General features: G+C 48.2%; 20 protein-coding genes. 1 reads left to right on the top strand and 19 read right to left on the bottom strand.

What is annotated here, in order from left to right; genetic code table 11:
* From FSB76_RS24445 to FSB76_RS24415, 7 genes are read right to left on the bottom strand one after another with little or no spacing between them, the layout of a single operon-like run.
* Positions 1–252: a hypothetical protein gene (locus tag FSB76_RS24445; RefSeq protein WP_147058067.1), complete on the bottom strand. Its 252-nt coding sequence runs from the start codon at positions 250–252 to the stop codon at positions 1–3.
* Complete coding sequence (locus FSB76_RS24440; RefSeq protein ID WP_147058065.1) at positions 252–1,088, bottom strand: DUF4138 domain-containing protein; 837 nt, start codon at positions 1,086–1,088, stop codon at positions 252–254. Before FSB76_RS24440 ends, FSB76_RS24445 begins: the two co-directional genes overlap by 1 nt.
* A gap of 2 nt (positions 1,089–1,090) precedes the next feature.
* Positions 1,091–2,272, bottom strand: a complete 1,182-nt coding sequence (traM, locus tag FSB76_RS24435; RefSeq protein WP_147058063.1) for a conjugative transposon protein TraM — start codon at positions 2,270–2,272, stop codon at positions 1,091–1,093.
* A gap of 4 nt (positions 2,273–2,276) precedes the next feature.
* Positions 2,277–2,696, bottom strand: a complete 420-nt coding sequence (locus tag FSB76_RS24430) for a hypothetical protein (protein WP_147058061.1) — start codon at positions 2,694–2,696, stop codon at positions 2,277–2,279.
* Positions 2,674–3,288, bottom strand: a complete 615-nt coding sequence (gene traK, locus FSB76_RS24425; RefSeq protein WP_147058059.1) for a conjugative transposon protein TraK — start codon at positions 3,286–3,288, stop codon at positions 2,674–2,676. The genes FSB76_RS24430 and traK overlap by 23 nt, the downstream gene beginning before the upstream one ends.
* A gap of 18 nt (positions 3,289–3,306) precedes the next feature.
* Entirely contained in the window at positions 3,307–4,470 is a 1,164-nt protein-coding gene (locus tag FSB76_RS24420) for a plasmid transfer protein (RefSeq protein ID WP_147058057.1), read from the bottom strand.
* A complete protein-coding gene (locus tag FSB76_RS24415; protein ID WP_225976298.1) occupies positions 4,470–5,201 on the bottom strand; it encodes a hypothetical protein in 732 nt (243 codons plus the stop codon). The genes FSB76_RS24420 and FSB76_RS24415 overlap by 1 nt, the downstream gene beginning before the upstream one ends.
* A 288-nt stretch (positions 5,202–5,489) precedes the next feature.
* On the opposite strand from FSB76_RS24415, the gene FSB76_RS24410 reads away from it, so the two are divergent.
* The gene (locus FSB76_RS24410) at positions 5,490–8,393 is read left to right on the top strand and encodes a hypothetical protein (protein WP_147058053.1); all 2,904 of its coding nucleotides are present in this window, start codon (positions 5,490–5,492) and stop codon (positions 8,391–8,393) included.
* 174 nt (positions 8,394–8,567) lie between these two features.
* Here FSB76_RS24410 and FSB76_RS24405 read toward each other — a convergent pair whose 3' ends face one another.
* The 12 genes from FSB76_RS24405 to FSB76_RS24345 all read right to left on the bottom strand — a co-directional run bounded on the left by FSB76_RS24405 (position 8,568) and on the right by FSB76_RS24345 (position 17,250).
* On the bottom strand, positions 8,568–9,242 hold the full coding sequence (locus FSB76_RS24405; protein WP_147058051.1) for a hypothetical protein: 675 nt from the start codon (positions 9,240–9,242) through the stop codon (positions 8,568–8,570).
* Positions 9,239–9,907 carry a hypothetical protein gene (locus tag FSB76_RS24400; protein WP_147058049.1) on the bottom strand — a complete coding sequence of 223 codons (669 nt, stop codon included), beginning with the start codon at positions 9,905–9,907 and terminating at the stop codon, positions 9,239–9,241. Before FSB76_RS24400 ends, FSB76_RS24405 begins: the two co-directional genes overlap by 4 nt.
* Positions 9,904–10,557: a hypothetical protein gene (locus FSB76_RS24395; RefSeq protein ID WP_147058047.1), complete on the bottom strand. Its 654-nt coding sequence runs from the start codon at positions 10,555–10,557 to the stop codon at positions 9,904–9,906. The genes FSB76_RS24400 and FSB76_RS24395 overlap by 4 nt, the downstream gene beginning before the upstream one ends.
* Positions 10,523–13,321 (bottom strand): TraG/VirB4 family ATPase, encoded by a 2,799-nt coding sequence (locus FSB76_RS32540; protein ID WP_225976297.1) that lies wholly within the window; start codon positions 13,319–13,321, stop codon positions 10,523–10,525. The genes FSB76_RS24395 and FSB76_RS32540 overlap by 35 nt, the downstream gene beginning before the upstream one ends.
* On the bottom strand, positions 13,299–13,607 hold the full coding sequence (locus FSB76_RS24380; RefSeq protein WP_147058045.1) for a plasmid transfer protein: 309 nt from the start codon (positions 13,605–13,607) through the stop codon (positions 13,299–13,301). The genes FSB76_RS32540 and FSB76_RS24380 overlap by 23 nt, the downstream gene beginning before the upstream one ends.
* Entirely contained in the window at positions 13,607–13,915 is a 309-nt protein-coding gene (locus FSB76_RS24375) for a DUF4134 domain-containing protein (protein WP_091151819.1), read from the bottom strand. The genes FSB76_RS24380 and FSB76_RS24375 overlap by 1 nt, the downstream gene beginning before the upstream one ends.
* Positions 13,916–14,004: 89 nt before the next feature.
* Positions 14,005–14,298 carry a DUF4134 family protein gene (locus tag FSB76_RS24370; RefSeq protein ID WP_147058043.1) on the bottom strand — a complete coding sequence of 98 codons (294 nt, stop codon included), beginning with the start codon at positions 14,296–14,298 and terminating at the stop codon, positions 14,005–14,007.
* 1 nt (position 14,299) lies between these two features.
* Positions 14,300–14,593 carry a hypothetical protein gene (locus FSB76_RS24365; RefSeq protein WP_147058041.1) on the bottom strand — a complete coding sequence of 98 codons (294 nt, stop codon included), beginning with the start codon at positions 14,591–14,593 and terminating at the stop codon, positions 14,300–14,302.
* Positions 14,590–14,853 carry a hypothetical protein gene (locus FSB76_RS24360; protein ID WP_147058039.1) on the bottom strand — a complete coding sequence of 88 codons (264 nt, stop codon included), beginning with the start codon at positions 14,851–14,853 and terminating at the stop codon, positions 14,590–14,592. The genes FSB76_RS24365 and FSB76_RS24360 overlap by 4 nt, the downstream gene beginning before the upstream one ends.
* Positions 14,850–15,185 carry a hypothetical protein gene (locus FSB76_RS24355; protein ID WP_147058037.1) on the bottom strand — a complete coding sequence of 112 codons (336 nt, stop codon included), beginning with the start codon at positions 15,183–15,185 and terminating at the stop codon, positions 14,850–14,852. The genes FSB76_RS24360 and FSB76_RS24355 overlap by 4 nt, the downstream gene beginning before the upstream one ends.
* Entirely contained in the window at positions 15,182–15,811 is a 630-nt protein-coding gene (locus tag FSB76_RS24350) for a ParA family protein (protein ID WP_147058034.1), read from the bottom strand. The genes FSB76_RS24355 and FSB76_RS24350 overlap by 4 nt, the downstream gene beginning before the upstream one ends.
* A gap of 17 nt (positions 15,812–15,828) precedes the next feature.
* The gene (locus FSB76_RS24345) at positions 15,829–17,250 is read right to left on the bottom strand and encodes a relaxase/mobilization nuclease domain-containing protein (RefSeq protein ID WP_147058032.1); all 1,422 of its coding nucleotides are present in this window, start codon (positions 17,248–17,250) and stop codon (positions 15,829–15,831) included.

Below are 17,250 nucleotides of genomic sequence, written 5' to 3'. Positions count from 1 at the left end.
CTATTCTCCTTCCAGGTATTCGGCAATGGTGCCGGTAACAGCGTAGCGCAGCAGGCGGCTGTCCTCGCTTTCGGGAAAGCCGAACTCATCAAACAAGTACTTGCATACCGCCAGCAAATTCAGCAGCTCATAAATGAGGATGCCGCTGACATGAAAAGCCAGGTGGGTTTGCTCAAATTCCTCCTCGAAGACTTCTTGCAAATAATCGTAGCGCTCGCGTTCGTCCGGCTCCAGTAGCTTTAATGGGTTCATCAGATGGGGATTGTATCCGCATCGAGCACGTCCTGGTAAGTGATATTCAAAGTGATCACCCGGCCGGAAATCTGCTTTTCGCTCAATTCGATATGCAGCACTTTATTTCCGGGGAAGGTGATTTTCTTCAGGACAATGATGTTGCGGTAGGTCTTTTGAAAAAACGGGTTGGTAAACAGGATGAATTCGGGCTTAAGTTCCACAGACTGGACATTGGTGGCCTTGGTGATCTTTTTATCATCGATGTGAAAACGGAAGTCTTCAATATTGTAGGCCAGGTTCGTTTTGTTCCGGTAACCCAGGTCGATAAATACATAATCCCCGGCTGTATAGATATGATATAGTTCCGCTTTCAAATCGAATGCCTTCGTTTTTTCAATAGCCCGCCCCGGCCGTTTACAAAAGAGGTTGAGCGCCATTTGCTTTAACTGGTTTTGCGAAAGCCCGATACCCGAAATATCCAGCGGATGAGTGTTGCCGGGGTCAATCGCAATTTCCGTTCGGGCATCCCTGGCCGTGATCGAATCCGCCCTGATCACATGAAATTGGGTAATAAATTTTTCGCCCGCAATAGTAATAACCGCATCTGCCGAATTCACCGAATCTTTTAAGCGGATGCGCAGTACATTTTTAAGCGGCAGGTCGCCGATGACCGATTTTGCCGAAATGTCCACGTACTGGATAGGTTCCGGTGAGACGAACTGCACCGATACATTTTCGGGCAGGTAGACAATGGGCAAAGTGTTCTTTTTAACACCCTCGGCGAATGGCGTTAATTGGGCATAGCTGTGCAGGCTTGCCATAAATACGGCAAGAAAAAAGTGTAATCGTTTCATGGTTAGTAGTGTTGCTGCGCTTTTTCCAGCGCTTCGTTATCGATTAAATAGAGATAGGAATTGTATTTGATTTTCGCCTTATCCTTGCGGATCAGCCCGGCAATGGCGGATGAAGTGGATTCAAACATTTTGCTGGCGGTGCTCATCGCAAACTGACTGGCCACCGAGCCGGTGCCGCCGCCGTCAATGGTTACGCCCTGCACGGTATTGGTGCCGAGGTCTTTGGTAAAATCACGGAAAGCCGATTCCGGCACATAAAGCCCGGAAAGCCCGTCGAGGTCGTACACCTGCAATTTCACCGGCAAAATCTTATTTTCATACAAAATGGATTTGACCGTCAGTTCCACCCGCTGCCCGGAAAATCCGGTGATCAGCGCATATAAATAGGTTCCTTTGGGGATGCGGTAATTCCCGGCATCAATATCATCCAAAAGCCGCAGGCGGATACGCGAACCGGCATAACCCGTCAGGTTCTCATCGATCACAACTTTAATAAAGTCCGGATGTTTTTCAGGCAGCACGGTATTAAATTCCGATGGTGAGGCATCTGCCAGCTTCACCGCTAATTTCGGTTCGGCGGCTTTTTGCCCGGCCATTTTAGCCCGTGCGTCAGCTAACTGCCGTTCGGCTTTGACCGCCGGATCATTGGCTTTGTTCATACTGTCAAGGTAAGCCATTTGCTGCCGAAAGGTTTCCATCGGGTCTTTGACCTTTTGGTCATTGGATGCCCTGTTTTCAGCGGGACGGCGGTTTTTTAATCCGTTCAGCGCTGCCAACATGGCCTGGTCATTATTAACAGGCTGCTTGTGCACCGATGCGCCTGCCGGACTTTGCGCGTACTTGGCTTTCATCGCCTCATTGATCGAATCCAGCATTTTCTTTTCCTTGTCTGAATAGCTGCTTTGAAAGGCCGGATTGCTTGTTTTCTCGGAGGGCAATGGGTTAACGGCGGTCATGCCATCACCTTCTTTATAGGTATTTCGATAAGCATCCAGCTTATCTTCCAGCTGTTTCTTTTGTACATCGCCGGAAACCTGGCCTACGGAGGTGTTAATCCCGCTCACTGGCTTATCTTCGGCCTTTTTTGCGGCAAAACCGCTATGGTAAACAAAGAAGAACAAACACAAGAAAGGCAGCAAGATCAGCGGCAGGATGTATTTGGGTTGTTTTAAATTGATTTGCATAATGCTAATGGGGTAAAGTGAGACGGATGTGCTGCAGGCTATCGAGATCGCGCACCAGGGTGATGCTGTCAGATTTATTCAAAACTTGTTTAGCAGTAATACTATCTACCTGCCGTCTTAAATGAATAGTTGTCTTTAGCGCCGCACCTGCTGCAAGGATATGATCAAAACCGCTGTTCAAGACTTCGCTTTGCGGCTGGGCCTTTGCCTTTTCAGGCGGCACCATTTTAGGATGCAACAATACCGCCAGCACAGCCGAAGCCAATAATAGCGCCGTCATTAAACCAAACAGCAAGCGCGGATATTTGGCAGCCAACTCCTGACTGAACCGGCTGCCTTTACCCGCATAGGCCGAAAATTCCTTTTTAAATTCACTATACAGCGTATCCCTGGGATCGCGGTTAGAACGTATTCTTCTGAACATTTTCGAGGTCTTTGTTTTCAAGTGTTTTCCAGTTCACAATGAGCACCCCATGCGGGTTATTATCGCTACGGGGAATATCTTTCAAATATCCCTCGGTAATCAGCGAACGGATGACCGTCGAACTGCGGCGGTCGATCTTCAGCTTGCCGAAATAGCGGAAATATCGCCTGGTCATATCCAATGAGATTGAATCCGTTTGCAGCGTAATGACCGAACTGGAGGACAGAATGGAGTTGAAAAAACCATTCTCCTTCAAATTATTGTACTGGTCAACGCCCGATTCATCCACGAGGTACATCGCTTTTTTTAGCTGGTATTCGATATACTTATCATCCGGCGTCAGCGAAAAGAACAGGGCATGAAACAGGTCGATGTCGGCCCGGTACTCGGCAGGTCGGTTGACCTGCATATCCGTTTGACCAGCCTGTAATGGAATACCATTACTCAGGATGTAAATGCTTTTGCGGGCATCGCTGACCTGGCGGTAAGCATATGAGCAGCAAATAGCCGACAAAACGATGGAGGTCAAAAAACTGCCCACAGCTACCCAGGTCGCCAGCCTTATTTTGGCTTCGATATTTTTAACGATCATAAAAGGATGGGAAAAAGGTTAAATGAAACTGCCGACGATGCGGGTGGCACCCGCCATTGTACTGGCACCACGGCCAAAGTTGGAAGCAGCAGAGCTGATACCGGATGTAGAAATGATCCACGTAGAAATGCTTGGCACGGTGAACATACAGATCGCGCCAATCACAAAAACAATAATCACGGTGCCAAAGGATAAAATACCGTTACCGGCAAAAACCGCCAGTTTCGCCATATCCGCAGGCGCTCCGGTTTTACCCACCAGTTCCTGGTACTTGCTGATCTCCGAAGTGAGCGCATATTGCTGCATCAGCCCGCATAAATACATGATGAGGTAGGCGATCCCGGAATACAAATTGACCGAAACAAACCGGGCGACCCAGGTGCTGAAACTATCGCGGAAAGCAGGTAAAATACTGACCGTCACCGAAAACGGGCCGAGGATAATAAGGATCGAGGAATAGATAATTTGAATCATAAAAATTATGTACACAGCTATCCTAAGAATCCAGATGCCGAGCAATTCCAACAGCTGCGTAAAAAGCAATTGCATCCCGACAGTAAGCCGGTTCTTCAATTCCAATAACGGTGACACTACATCGGCAATGCCCTGTTTGACCGTACTGGTCACGGTGTTCCAGGCCTGCCCGTACCAGGTATCGCTTTCCTTTTCGGCAACATCGGCCTGCGCCTGGAAGGTATAGAGTGAATTTGCGACCTGCAGCATCAGGTTAGCGCGCGTAAAGCGCAAACCGTCTACATCGCTCTGCACGCTGTCAAACATTTGCTCGGTTTGCTGAGCAACTAAATCCGTGGGGAAAGCAACCATTTTCACGAACCCGCCCCACCAGATAATGATCATCGCTAAACCAAAAGGCCGTAACAGCGGCATGATCTCCATACGCTTATCGCCCACCATCATTTCATAACTCTTAATGGCAAAGAAGATGATCATAAAAATCGCGGCCAGTGCCTGCGCATCCGATATAAACAAATCGAAATGTGTCCAGATCGAATTTTTGAGGCCCTTTAAAAATACCATAACACCGCTTTCATAGACGGCATCGCCCTGCAAATATTGCAGCGACTTGCGGCTGATCATCGTATCGACAGTCGCTGTCTGGGTAAAGCCTGCCGTTCCCCATAAAAGGAACAGCAGGCATAAATACAATAATTTCTTCTTCATCAGTATTTTGCGTTTTGAAGTATTTTATTGGCAATCTGCACATCGCTGTTAGGCGTCCAGTTAGGAATGGCCACCGTTCCTTTTTGCAAGGCCTGCTGATGTGCCGCCATATCCAAAGTCATTTGCGCGGTGGAAGTACGGATTGCCCAAACGGATGACAGGTTCTTGTACTCATTCAGCATCCTGTAATAAGCCATGATCCGGGAACCGCGATCCATATCGGATGAACGCGCACCTTTCAGCCTTTCCTTTAATTTATCCAGTTCACCCGTGTACCAACCGTAAAGGCCTTCGGAAACCAGCTTGCCGCTGACCTGCGGTGATAAGCCGCCTAAAATAGACACCGGCGAATAGTTCAATAAAGGATTGAATTGCTGCTTATAGTATAGCAGCCACAAAGGGTCGACATCTGATAATAAACCAGATTGGGAAGCTATTTGTGATAGCGCTGTGTTCCTGGCCGTATCTGATTGCAGCTTATAGCGATTATCGATCCCGTTCATCGTAGCGACCAAGGCCAGTCTTTGGGTTTGCTGACCGTTGGCACTCAAAGGGCGGATGTCCGTCTTATGGTAATTCGGATCAAAGAATCCCCAAACCAGCCAGTAGTAAGGGTTCAGGCTTAGGAAGCCTTTTTTGGGGTAGAACTTGTTCTGGTCCCATTGCTGGAACACCATGCGCTGGCTTTGGTTATACACCGCATCATCCTTGATGAGGGATTGGGCGAACATGCGCCCGCAACCAAGTAGGCACAGTAAAACAATGCTTATTTTTTTCATGAAATAGGGTTAATAAAAAAGGCAACCGGGTGGCTGCCTTGCTAATTTTAAAATATACTATGTATGTGCCAATATCAATATGACGGATCCAGGTTTAACGACGAACGCAGATTGTCTTTAATTTTATTAAGTTCCGTCATACTGCCGCGAACATTGGTAATAAAAGCCGCATATAATTGTTTTGCTTCGTTTATTTTTCTATCTTGTCTTAATTCATAACCATCTTATCATCAATTAAATATGGCAAACACCCAAGTAGACTTCAACCTTATTGACTCGCTTAATAATTACCTAATCGTTCAGGATTACCTCGATGAGATTCTGATCATGGCCTGGGACCTTTCTTTGGATCCACTCAGCCTGCCCAACAACAAAAGCCTGACCATTCTGGCCTACAACCTGACCTTGTCGGACAACCTTGCACTGGATCAAAAAAATATATTCTTATTGGTAAACCGGTTGGTGCTGAACAATGCGCCGACCATCAGCACCGGCACTGACGGCAGACCATTCGGCGGCGGACCGAAACTGAATGACAAGCCGTGCAGCACGGTCAAAATAGGTCCATCGGGCGACAACTTTAACACAGCATTGCAGGTATATGAGGACGCCCAGCCGGACGGCGTGATGAATGGCCGTAAAGCTGGCAATATTGTCCTGAATGTTGCGACGATAAGCGGCGACCTAACACTGAGCGCTAAAGGCGGGAATGGCGGAAAAGGACAAGCCGGGGCAGACGGCCAGGTAGGCTGCGATTATGAATTTTCTGAATCTATACCGAACCGTTTACCCGGAATCTACAGGCATGAAGCAGAAAGCGGCGGTTTGGGCGCTATCGGCGGATGGGGAGGAGACGGTGGTAATGTTACGCTGGCTTTTGCGGATCCTCAAGCGATCAATCAGGTCAGCCTCAATGTTTCCGGCGGCCAGCAGGGTGACTATGGTAATGTCGGCCAACCCGGGCAGCACGGTGGCAGGGCGTACCAAGTTTTTTATTACGGCTACGATCATGGTGAACCCATGCCCGTAACCCAGCCTTACCCTCCATCAGGGCCCGCGCCAGTAGTACCCAACCCGGTTAATGACAACCTACGCGGCGGTAAAGCCGGGTCGGTATTTTATGAAGAAAGTGCTGCTTACAATCGGTACCTGCCTGTGGAGTTCGGCCGTTTGCTGATGCTAAAGGCGGAGGCTCTTTATCTCAACAGCCGGGAGGATTTTACCGAGTGTGTCCAGTTATTGACCTATATCATGCAGATCGCGCCGACTGCCGGCGCCGGCTTAACCGGTAATAACCCGGATTGCCCCTCATTATACTTGCAGGATTACAGCACTGATCGTGCCGCCTGGGATGCGCTGGCTTTGAAGGCTGCATCCTTCCTACAGCAGATCGGCCTGGGCCTTGATATTTTCGGTCACGCACCTAATTATGTGCCAAACCTGACCATGTCCTTCCTGCAAACGAATTTTGCCCAAGTCAGCAACCTCATCGACGGCTTTGAGGATTTCGTCAAAGACTTATTGAACCGCCAGGAAAACTTGCAACTTACGGTTGCCAGCAGGGAGATATCGGTCAGTCAATACGACCGGTTACTCAGTGGCTACCAGGACCAGATCAATAGCGGCCAGACTGCGCTCATCCAGCAAAGTCAGGAAATCGAACAGCGGTTGACTACTACCGAGAAATTGAAAACAGATCTGTTCTTTGACGACCAGGAATTCCGGCAAGCGGTAAGAGATGCATCTGGGGGGTGCGGGCTTCCGGAGGTCATTCAGTGTGTTTCTGCTATCGTAACGGTCGGTACGGCAGCCGTCGGGTTATGGGGCGTTTCTGTGGGAGCTTTCGGTGCGGTCTCACATATCATCAGCGGGATTAGTGCCGTGGCGGATGCACCGGAACTGTTTATGACCGCAATTGGTAGTGAAGGAATCATCAGCGGCGGAATCAAGGATTTGCGAAAGGAGATCGCCACAGGTGAGGATGATATCAACACGATCAAAAATGCGTACAACAGTATCCCCGGTGTACAAGACCCAACTCCAAAATCACTGCTGGGTGTGGACGTAGCAACCTTCGACAAATCCATTGATAAATACCTGAACCTGCCCGCTGCGAGGAAATACAAAAAGGATTTCCATGATTTCCTTGACTACGTGGAAGTTACCAATCAAAAACGAATCCAGTTAACCGCAGGCGTATTGAAGATCAATAAGCTTTATCAAGATAAACAGGCCGCCATCACCGAGCAGAATAAGCTCAAAGGCGATATCACTCACGTCATCGGGCAACAAATGTCGTTAAGCGCCAAACAAGCGGTGACCGATCTCTATTTTCAAACGAAGTGGGACATCATTCGCCAGATCTATCTGCAGAACAGAGCCATGGCCTATTTGAATCCCGCCAGCAATCAGATTCAGACGTATTACGATACCAGCACACGGACGCTACTGGCGGAAGTTTTCCGCAAGAACTCAGAATACTTGCTTTCCCTAAGTGCCGTGCAGTATCAACGGATGTCTAATGCAGATATTCAAAGCCCCTATAGCTTGTCGCTAAATCCAGCCAATGATAAAAACCTGGTGTCCGCCACTTTCCTGAACTCCTTTCTAGCAGGCGAGGACGATGGCCTCGGTCATCGTGACCACATACTCCATTTCAACATAGATACTGTGAAGCTCGACAGCCATGACCCCACCAGCCAAAAACGGATCAGCGATCTCCGCGAGGTGTTTAAATATGTCAAAAACATCCGGGTGACAGGTGTCAAAGCCGTATTCCGTCTTGGCTCTGCAATGCCAGGCGAATTGACCTTCCGGCTGACCCACCTGGGCCGTTCAACTATCACCACGCAGCCGAATTTTCAGGAGCCGGTGGTATTCGTGCACCAGAATGCGATCGCCGGGCCGCTGCACACCGCGCTTGACACCAGCTCCACTGTCAGCTCCTTTTCAACGCTTGAAATCAATAACCTGCTCGGCATAGAAATGGGCACAGACGTCGCCTACCGTTCCGGTGTGAGCCCCTTCGCCTCCTGGCAGCTGCGAATCAACGAATCTGATAATCCGGGAATAGATGTTCCTGCCGTACTTACCAAATTACAGCAAATTGATTTGTATTTCTCATACTATTATGAAAACGCGTAAGCCGTCGAGTAAACAACCCAGGGCTGCCTATTAGGTAATACTGGTTTGTTTATTATGGGTGCGGCAAAAACTGACCCATTTAGGAAGTTAGATTGATTGATCAAAGAACAATTAATAGATTTCTTTGGTCTCGCTCTCGCAATTTTGTAAATCGCGAATCGCTGGGATTGAATATCAATTTTGCTTTAAGTATTTGGCATTTTTGATGATCTCTTCGACAAAATATTTATCCTTATTGATGAAATCCTGCCAGGGATTAATCGTAGCCATGATGCCGCGCTGTTTAACCCAATACATCGCCCGCCAGGCCCCGTACGCCAGCCCGTCCAATATCTGTAGCGTGGTTGTGACCTTTTTGAGCAATTGATCGCGACCATTATAGTCAGCGAGTATATTGTCTCCCGATTTCAGCACATAGGTTGAAACTTCGCTGACCAGCGCCACAGACCGAACTTTCATTTCGTTGGCGATATTGGTCGCGAATAACAATAAATAAGGGTCGGACTTGCCTAAAGCCAGGGCCTGGTTCAGATAACTGATCATATCGGCGGTAATGGTCGCCATATATTTGACTTCCAAACCATCCTTTAAAGCGGAATTAACATTCGATAAACCGTTATAAATCATTTCTTGCGCCAGCACTACCGAACCCACGTTGGTATTCAGGTCCTCGATGTTATTATTTATCTTTCCGAGATACTGATTATGGGTTTGCTCTGCGCTCATCCTAACCGCTTGGTTGGCCTCTACTGATACGAGATATTTTTCGTCCAATACGTATTGCTGTGCAGAAGCCGATAGCTTAATGCAGAAAGCAAAAAGCACGAAAAGAAAGATTCGCTTCGTCATTGTTTAAGATATTTGGCATTTTGGATGATACTTTCGGCTACGTTTTTGTCCTGGTCGATATAATTCTGAAATGGATTGATGGAACGCAGCAAGGAATTAAGGCTGGAATAGGTCAGCGTATTGACCAGTTTACCGGATAGTTCCTGAATCTCTGAAAGCTGCATCAGGACGTAATCAAATAAAAGTTTCCGGTCGGATGCCTTCATCTGGTTGACATCGCCAATCGATAAAGTCAGGCCGGTGACGTAGCCGATTAGGCCCTGCGCTTTTTCAACAAACTCGATCTCGGTCTGGTAACCTAAAAAAGCGAGAGCCGGGTTCTTTTCAACGAGGCTGATGATCTGAGCCTGGTAGCTCACGATCTGCTTTACCTCCGGCGTGGCGTAAATGCCGATGTCGGCGATATTGATGGCCGTGCCCAAAGTATTGTACCTGTTTTGTAAGGTGCGGTACATATTCTTCATTTTAGTAAGCAGAGTTAGATTGACCTGTTCATTGGCAGTTACCGTTGCCTGGTTGTTCCTGGCTTTTACCTGCTGTGTGTGCTCGGATTTAGATTGATCGATCAACTGATGGATGCCGGCAATGTCAAGGGTGCTTTGCTGGGAGAAAGCGGAAAGCGGAAAGCCAAAAGCGCAAAGCAGAAAAAAGGGTAATTTCTTCATTGCTTCAGGTATTTGGCGTTGTTCAATACATCGTTGGCGATCTGGACATCCATATTTTTCCATTCTGACCAGGGATTAAGCGAGGCCCATATCCCGCGCATTTTGGCCCAGTACATCGCCCGGCCCATGCCGTAAGCGATGCCGCGCAGGATCTGCATTTCGCTCTCGATGTGGTTCAGCAGCTTACCCCGTTCGCCTGCGTCCATTAAATTATTTCCGCCTTTGAGCACAAAGGCGCTCACATCAGCAGACAGTGTCACTGCCCGCGTCTCAAATTCCCGCGCGCCTTCTTCGGCAAAAAGTAATAAGACCGGATCAGATTTGGCGATGGTTATCGCCTGGCCCACATCGTTCACGATATCTGTCCCACAACTGGCGATCTCTTTAATGGAAGTGAGGTTATTGATGACTGAAGCCACCTGGCTCAAACCCTTGTAGATTTTATTTTGCAGGTCGTTGACAATTACCAGTTGCCCGGTTACCGCCAATTGGCCTTTTTGAATCAAACTTAAATTGTTGTTGATGGTATTTAACTGGCCGTTGATCACTGCGCTGTTAACAGCGATAGCTGCCGAAGTGGCCGGGTCGACCACGACTTCCTGCGCGAAAACGGTTTTACACAGCAATACGGGCAGGAGGATAAGGAGCATTAATGTTATCTTCATAGATGTCATAGAAAAAAGGATGATCGATTTGGTTAATATGGCTGACAAACTGTGCGAGGGACAGTTTACTGGCGTGAAAATCATTGACAAAAAGGTCTAACGCGTGCTGGTACTTGCCAAAATATTCGATGTAAACTTCGAGTGCCGATTTCTCCGGCTTCTCCGTGGAGAAAGTCAAATACTGGTGCAGGCTGACCTCTACGCCATAAACCTCGCCAACCGCGCCGCGCCGGATATATACTTCTTTAAAGCGCCCGCGTCCCTCGGTATTCTCCAACTGGTTAATAGAAAATATCTTTTTGCGCTCAGTTTCATTGATCGATAAGAGCGAAGCAATAGCCCCATAATTATCCTTGAACTTGGTTTGATCCAGCAGGCAGATGGTGTCCGAATTGTTAATAATGCTATCTTTAACTACCGCGTTACTGATGATGTCGCCTAATTCCTGTGTCACCACAATGGCCTCTCCCCAGAACTTTCTAACCGTTTTGTAGAGGTAAAGCAGGTACGAAGCCATCAAAGGGCTTGCAATTGCTTTCCATGCCTCTTCGACGACCAAAGCCTTTCGGCGTGATGACCTGAAGCGCATCTTCTGGATAAATACGTCCATGATCGCCAATGTAACGATTGGAAAGAGAACGCGATTTTCCTTCACGGCGTCAATTTCATAGACGATGAAGCGCTCGGTAAACAGAGAGGAATCGGTCGCTTCGTTCAGGATCTGTGCAAATTCGCCGCCTTTGTAAAACTTCTTCAACACATAGCGGAACTCATCCATATCAAAAGGAATGCGTTCTTCCTGCTTGATCTCTGGGATCTTCCAGAGCGCGAATTCATAAAAACTGTTGAAGTTTAACTGTTCGATATGCGGCTTACCTTCGGCTTTCAGGCGGCGCAACTGTTCTTCCTTAACGGCCTGGTGAAACTTTTCATCATAGGCCGCGCGGAATGGATTAGCTTCGTTCGGGGTTAAAGTGTCGCCGGAATGCGTGAGTGCATCCACTAAGGCCTGGTCATCGCGCGGTAGTTCACCGGCCAAATCATTGTCCAGCACTTCAATTTCAAATTCGGCAAACGGCGTAAAGCCGCTACCGCCCTTCATTTCTTCCAGCACTTTTTTTCGGATCGCGCACTGATCCTTTTTGGAGATTTGCGGCAGTTCTTCCTGCTCAAAGTATTGCAGGTAATAAGCATTGATCACATTGCTGATGACATCCCGCTCGACCTGGCTGAAAACTCCGTCCGCACCTTTCCAAAGCAGGCCGACGAGTGTGATCAGGAAATCCTTCTTTTCAATATTGAATTCTTCCACTGTGATCTGGAAGGGGTTCATCGTGATCGGCTTTTTATCAGTATAGGTAATATACTTGCCCTTGTAATAAGCGCATAAGCCGGAATAAGAATGGCCGGTATCCACAATGACCATATCCATATTGAACAGCATATACTGTTCGATCAGGCTATTCATGAAGAAGGATTTACCAGAACCGCTGGGGCCCAACACGAACTTGTTCCGGTTATTGATCCGGTTAGTCCGCATCGGGAGATCGGCTACGTCAATACCTACCGGTACGCCCTGCCGATCCGTAAAGCGTACCAAAAAATCGGACGGCTCATCGAGCGGCATCGACTCTTTTAGAAAGAAACAAACGGCGGCATCGCAGGTGGTCAGGAACCAGTCGTAATCTTTCAGTTCCACCGCATTACCCGGCAGGGCGCAGCGGTAAAGTTCCAGTTGGTTATAGCCATTCTTGCTGGCCATAATACCCAAACCAAATAAGGCGCTTTCAATAAAATTGGCCGCTTTCTGTATTTTGTCCTGCTGTGCTGCCAGCACAATATTAAAATGGCAGTTGACCAATAACTGGTTCTCCCGTGCAACATCATTTAAGAGCAAATCAATGTCCTCGACACATAAAGTATTGGCCGGGTCTGGTATGCCGGAGTGCCGTTTCTTTTTCAGTTCCAGCTTTTTGAGCGTCATGAATTGGCTGGGTATATCAATGACCTGGTTAAACAGGATTACCTCGAAATCGGGCACCCGGAACAGGAACGAAAGAAAATCCACCGGGAAACCCCGCAGGGTTTCCTTTTCATTCATTTCGATGTGCGTACTTACCGATGGCGGCAAATCCACGTTATCGATATTGATCAGCGGGATATTGCGGATAGCGCGGTCACCCATTTTGATCTCGGTATCGTTCGGCGCGAAGTTGTTGAGCACGATATGCTCCGGCTTAAAGTCCATCGCCAGGAACTGCATGATCAGTAAATTGAGCTGCTGCTCTATCAGGATCACGGGTGCCGTCTTTGCGGCAACCAAAATGTCCATGACTTTGTCCAACTGCTGGCTGAAATCACGCAGCGCCTTTTTATCAAAAACATAAAAAGCGCCCTTGCGTACCTGGCGGGTCAGTGTGATATAGGTATTGACCTTGATATAATCCCGCCCGGCAAAATGTTCATTGTATTTCTGCTGCAAATACTCGCCGCCATCTTTGAGCGGGTATTCTTCCTTACTGATCACATCTGATTTTTGCAGTAAATACCCATCGCCAATGATCTTGACCACGTTGATCATCAGCGCGTGGAACTCATCGTAAGCCGCAGAGGATGCCGAGAAGCGGGTAACTGGGTTAGTTATTTGAATAACCACCGAACATTCGCCGCCTGCACCGACTAAAATATCGATACCATTATAATGGTCGATACCGATATAGGGAATGTTAAAGACTTGTTTTCCGGCCATAACGAGAGAGATTTTTGAAGTTGACCTGGTGAATGAATATGCCCGTCGGGCGGGCTTTGATATGGAGGCCTTGTTTCTGTTTGGCGGCGATAAAGACAAGCCCGCCTGCAACGGCGGCGATCAGGACGATCAGGCCCAGCCACATATTGACCAGCGCCATTGTTAATGCGCCCAGTACCAGGCCTGCCAGCAAAGAGCCAACACCCCAATAGATATACTTGCCTTTAAACCCACGGTATACGAGGGGCCTTTGCAGCCCCTTGTATACCTGGAATTGCCTGGCCATTAGGTGAGGCCAAAGAAGGCTTTGATCACGACGGCGGAAACCACAAGGAACACACATGAGCCGCCCCATCCCATTAACTCTTTGTTAATATCCTGGTCGCCGCTGTTCCATTTGGAATACACACGGATCGCGCCGACAATGCCGACGATCCCGCCGATCACCAGCGTCACATTGGTTACCGGGGCGACATAGGTTTTAAGGGAGGTGGTAGCGGAGTTCAGGCCGGTTACACCGTTCTGGGCAAAGGCGGATGCCGTGCCCAGGGCAAGGACCACGGCTGTGGCCCACATTTTTTTGATTTTGTTCATTTTAGGGGTATTAAAAATTAGATGAAATAAAAAAGGCGGCCCCCGAATCATCGGGGAACCGCCGGGGTTATGGAGGGGTATTAAAGAACTTAGAGGCCAAACACGCCACGCAGGAAAGCCCCTGCCAGCACCATAAAAAAGGCAGCAAAGAACCAGACGGCTACCTGCTCGTCAATGCGCGGATGCCCCATTTGCCAGTTATGGTAAATACGCACCGCGCCGATAATGCCAAACACGGCGGCCAGCACCAGCGAACAGTCCATCGCGGAAAAGAAAGTCGATCTTAAATTTTGCTGCGCCTGCTGCATTTCCGAAATGCCAGGCTGCGCGCCTGCGCCCAATACCAGCAGGCAGCAGCAAAAAGTCAATAAAAATGCTTTCATATTAAAAGCTGACAGAGCGTGTATAGATGATGGCTTCCTGTTTGGCCAGGCGAAAGAGATCGGTGATCGGCACCCCACCGGAACCGATCACTTCATTTTTGTTAGGGGATTTTGTTGGCTGTACAGCCTGGGCCGCCAGCTGAACCGGCGTGACTTGTTCGGAAAAGGTCAGTTCATGCGGATTTCCGCTGGCTACGTCCTGCCGTTTGCTGTGCGCCAGGTCGGTCAGGATAACGATCAAATAGTAAAGGCCATAGCCGCCAGCCAGCCAAAGTAAAAAATGGGTCCAGTTCATGTTTTGAGTTGTTTTAAGAATTGGTCGATAGCCAGCCGCAGTTCCGGGTGCTGTTTGAGCAGGTCGCTGATGGCAAAGGCCATCACTTTGGTAATGTCAATGCCTGTAGCCAGCTTGAGCTGGTTCAGGATCACAACCGTATATTCATCCAGCCGGATATGCACGACGCTATTATGGTCGCTGTTATCATAGGCCCTGATACGGTCCAGTATTTCATTGAAGGCCGGGTCGCGCTGCTGGCGAAGGATTTTTGGGTTCATAGCTCGAAGTTGGCTAAGTGTGCTTTGATTAATGATTTGAGTTCGGGGTTCTGCTCGAATAGCTGCCTTATAGAAAAGCAGATCAGGCGCGTCACCTCTATGCCGGTGGCGATCTTCAGATGATGGATCATTTGCGCAGTTTGCGCATCCACCCTTGCATGGATCAGCGTTTTGTTGGCACTGACATCGAGATCGCGCATCAATGAAACGATCTCCGGGATGTCCGGCGGCTTTGCTGATTTGGGTTTAACCACTTTTACCGGCTTTTCCGGCGTATCCGGTTTGGCCATCTTACTCCTTAACTGGTCGGCCAGCGTTTTGATCTCGCTCATAAATAAGGTTGGATAAAGTCTTTAAAAACCTGGTCGAAAACCGGCAGCAAAAGCGCCTGCACGTTTAGCGGCGTCTGGAAAGTATTGGTGCGCTGAAAATCGATACGGTCGGCAATCGCTTCAGTTACGTGGCCTAATTGGTTCAGCTGTTCATTCACATCCGCCTTGATCTCGTACTTGACATTGGCCTTGATGCGGTTGGGTACAAATAATAAATGCACCTCCGGGTTAATCTTCTTCAATACCAAAGCAAAAGGGATCGTTGAATCAAAGCTAAACTCATCATAGGCAAATGGACAAATCGCTACCTGTGCTGCTTTAAAGACACCTATCAAACCATCATCATCCAGTTTGCCCGGCAGGTCGATCAGCACAATGTCCTTTGGATTATCCCGGATGGTGTCCGCCATCATTGGAAAGTCTGACAGCCCAAATGCCAATACCTCGTAAGGCTCAGCGTTCTCCAGTATTTTTGCTTTCTCGAATTTTTGGGAAATCGACTGCTGGTAATCCATATCCAGCACGGTGACTTTGCACTTTTTATTTTGCGTGAGATAATTGGCCAGCAAAAGGGTGAGCGTGCTCTTTCCGGCACCGCCTTTCTGGTTCCCGATAATAATGACCATAAGATTTGTTTTAATTGTCAGCGGAGATTGGTTCTTGCTTTTTTCTTTCGGCGGCGCTTCATCCCTAATACCGCATCATCGTCTACGTCTGATGCCAGGTTGATACCGGGAAAAGCCGGATGCTGTCGTTGCGGTTGTTCGGTGCTAAAGCGATTGGCTAACACCTGCTTCTGCTTTTCATTTAGCAGTTCATTCGTAATAATGAATACACCAGCTGCCGGATCATGCAGGGTAAAGCCATCTTCGTTTTTAATTATGACCAGGCCCTGGTGCTGTAAACCCTGCGTCAGATCAGGGTAATTGTACATCGCCGCTTTTAATAATGCGGCATAGTAGTTCAGTTGGTTCGTGTTGTTTTCGTAACGAACCCGTGGCTTTTCTTTTGCCGGGCTTTCGGAAACGTGCTTGGCTAACAATTCCTTTAAAGGCATGATCTCACCACCCTTGAAAATATTTTTACCGGAATGATCGATCACGGAATAGCCATAAGGCGGCTTATCGCCGGAAGCGTGAAATATCAGTTCGACCCCGAATTTGACTTTCATAATAGCGGCAAATTCAGACTGGTAGCCTTTTCGCCCATTCTCTAAGGAGGTGTCATGAGCGGCTGCATATTTATGGAACCAGGCCTTTAATTGTACCTTTCGCTGCTGATCGGCATCCTTGCTCAGTCTTTCCGTGACCAAATTTCGGTCGATGGTTTCCTGTAACTTCCCGAATTTGATCACCTCGTAAAGCCCGTCCCGTTCCCGCAATACATAGCCCTTGCTATCCAGGATCATCCGAAACTGCGCTTCATTGGCAAACCGGAAAGCCAGCGCATTTTCAATATCGCTTTTAGCGTTATGTTTGGCATCAATACCCAAAACGCGGTTCAAAGTCTCCACCGCCCGTATCTTTTCAAAGCGGTCGCTGATCTTTTTACCAGTGCGGTCGATTCGTGCGGTCACCAAATGGACGTGATTATTGGCGGTATCCTTATGAAAAATGATCAGGTAGGGTTGTTTTTCATAACCCATTTGCGCCAGCCATTCCTCGCCAATGGCGGTCAGCTCGTGCTTGTCATAAGTGCGGCCTTCTGCTGAAATCACCACATGGAACTGCGGCCGCTTGACATGCTTATTCATAGCCGATACCATCGCCAGGTGATTTTTGTAATCCTCCGGGCGCACGTTCATTAGGCTCTGCAAAGCGCCAAAGTTCGCCACCTTCATCAACTCGCCCTTATTTGCATCAACCTTATCAGTATTATAGCTAACAGCGGGAAAACCACCGGCAGGCGGCAGGATATGGACGATCATAATTTGTTCTTTGTAAACTTGTGTATTCGGAACTTTTTCACTGCGCACAAATTCACTGCAAACAAGTGCACTAAAAACAAATTCGGCCTGAACAAGTGCGGTGCAAACAAATTCGCTCCAACCAAATTCGTTGTGCAC

Origin of the sequence: Mucilaginibacter ginsenosidivorax (assembly GCF_007971525.1) — a bacterium.
GTDB classification, from domain to species: domain Bacteria; phylum Bacteroidota; class Bacteroidia; order Sphingobacteriales; family Sphingobacteriaceae; genus Mucilaginibacter; species Mucilaginibacter ginsenosidivorax.
Note: the sequence above shows the minus strand (reverse complement) of the source record. Positions and strands in the feature narration are given on the sequence as shown.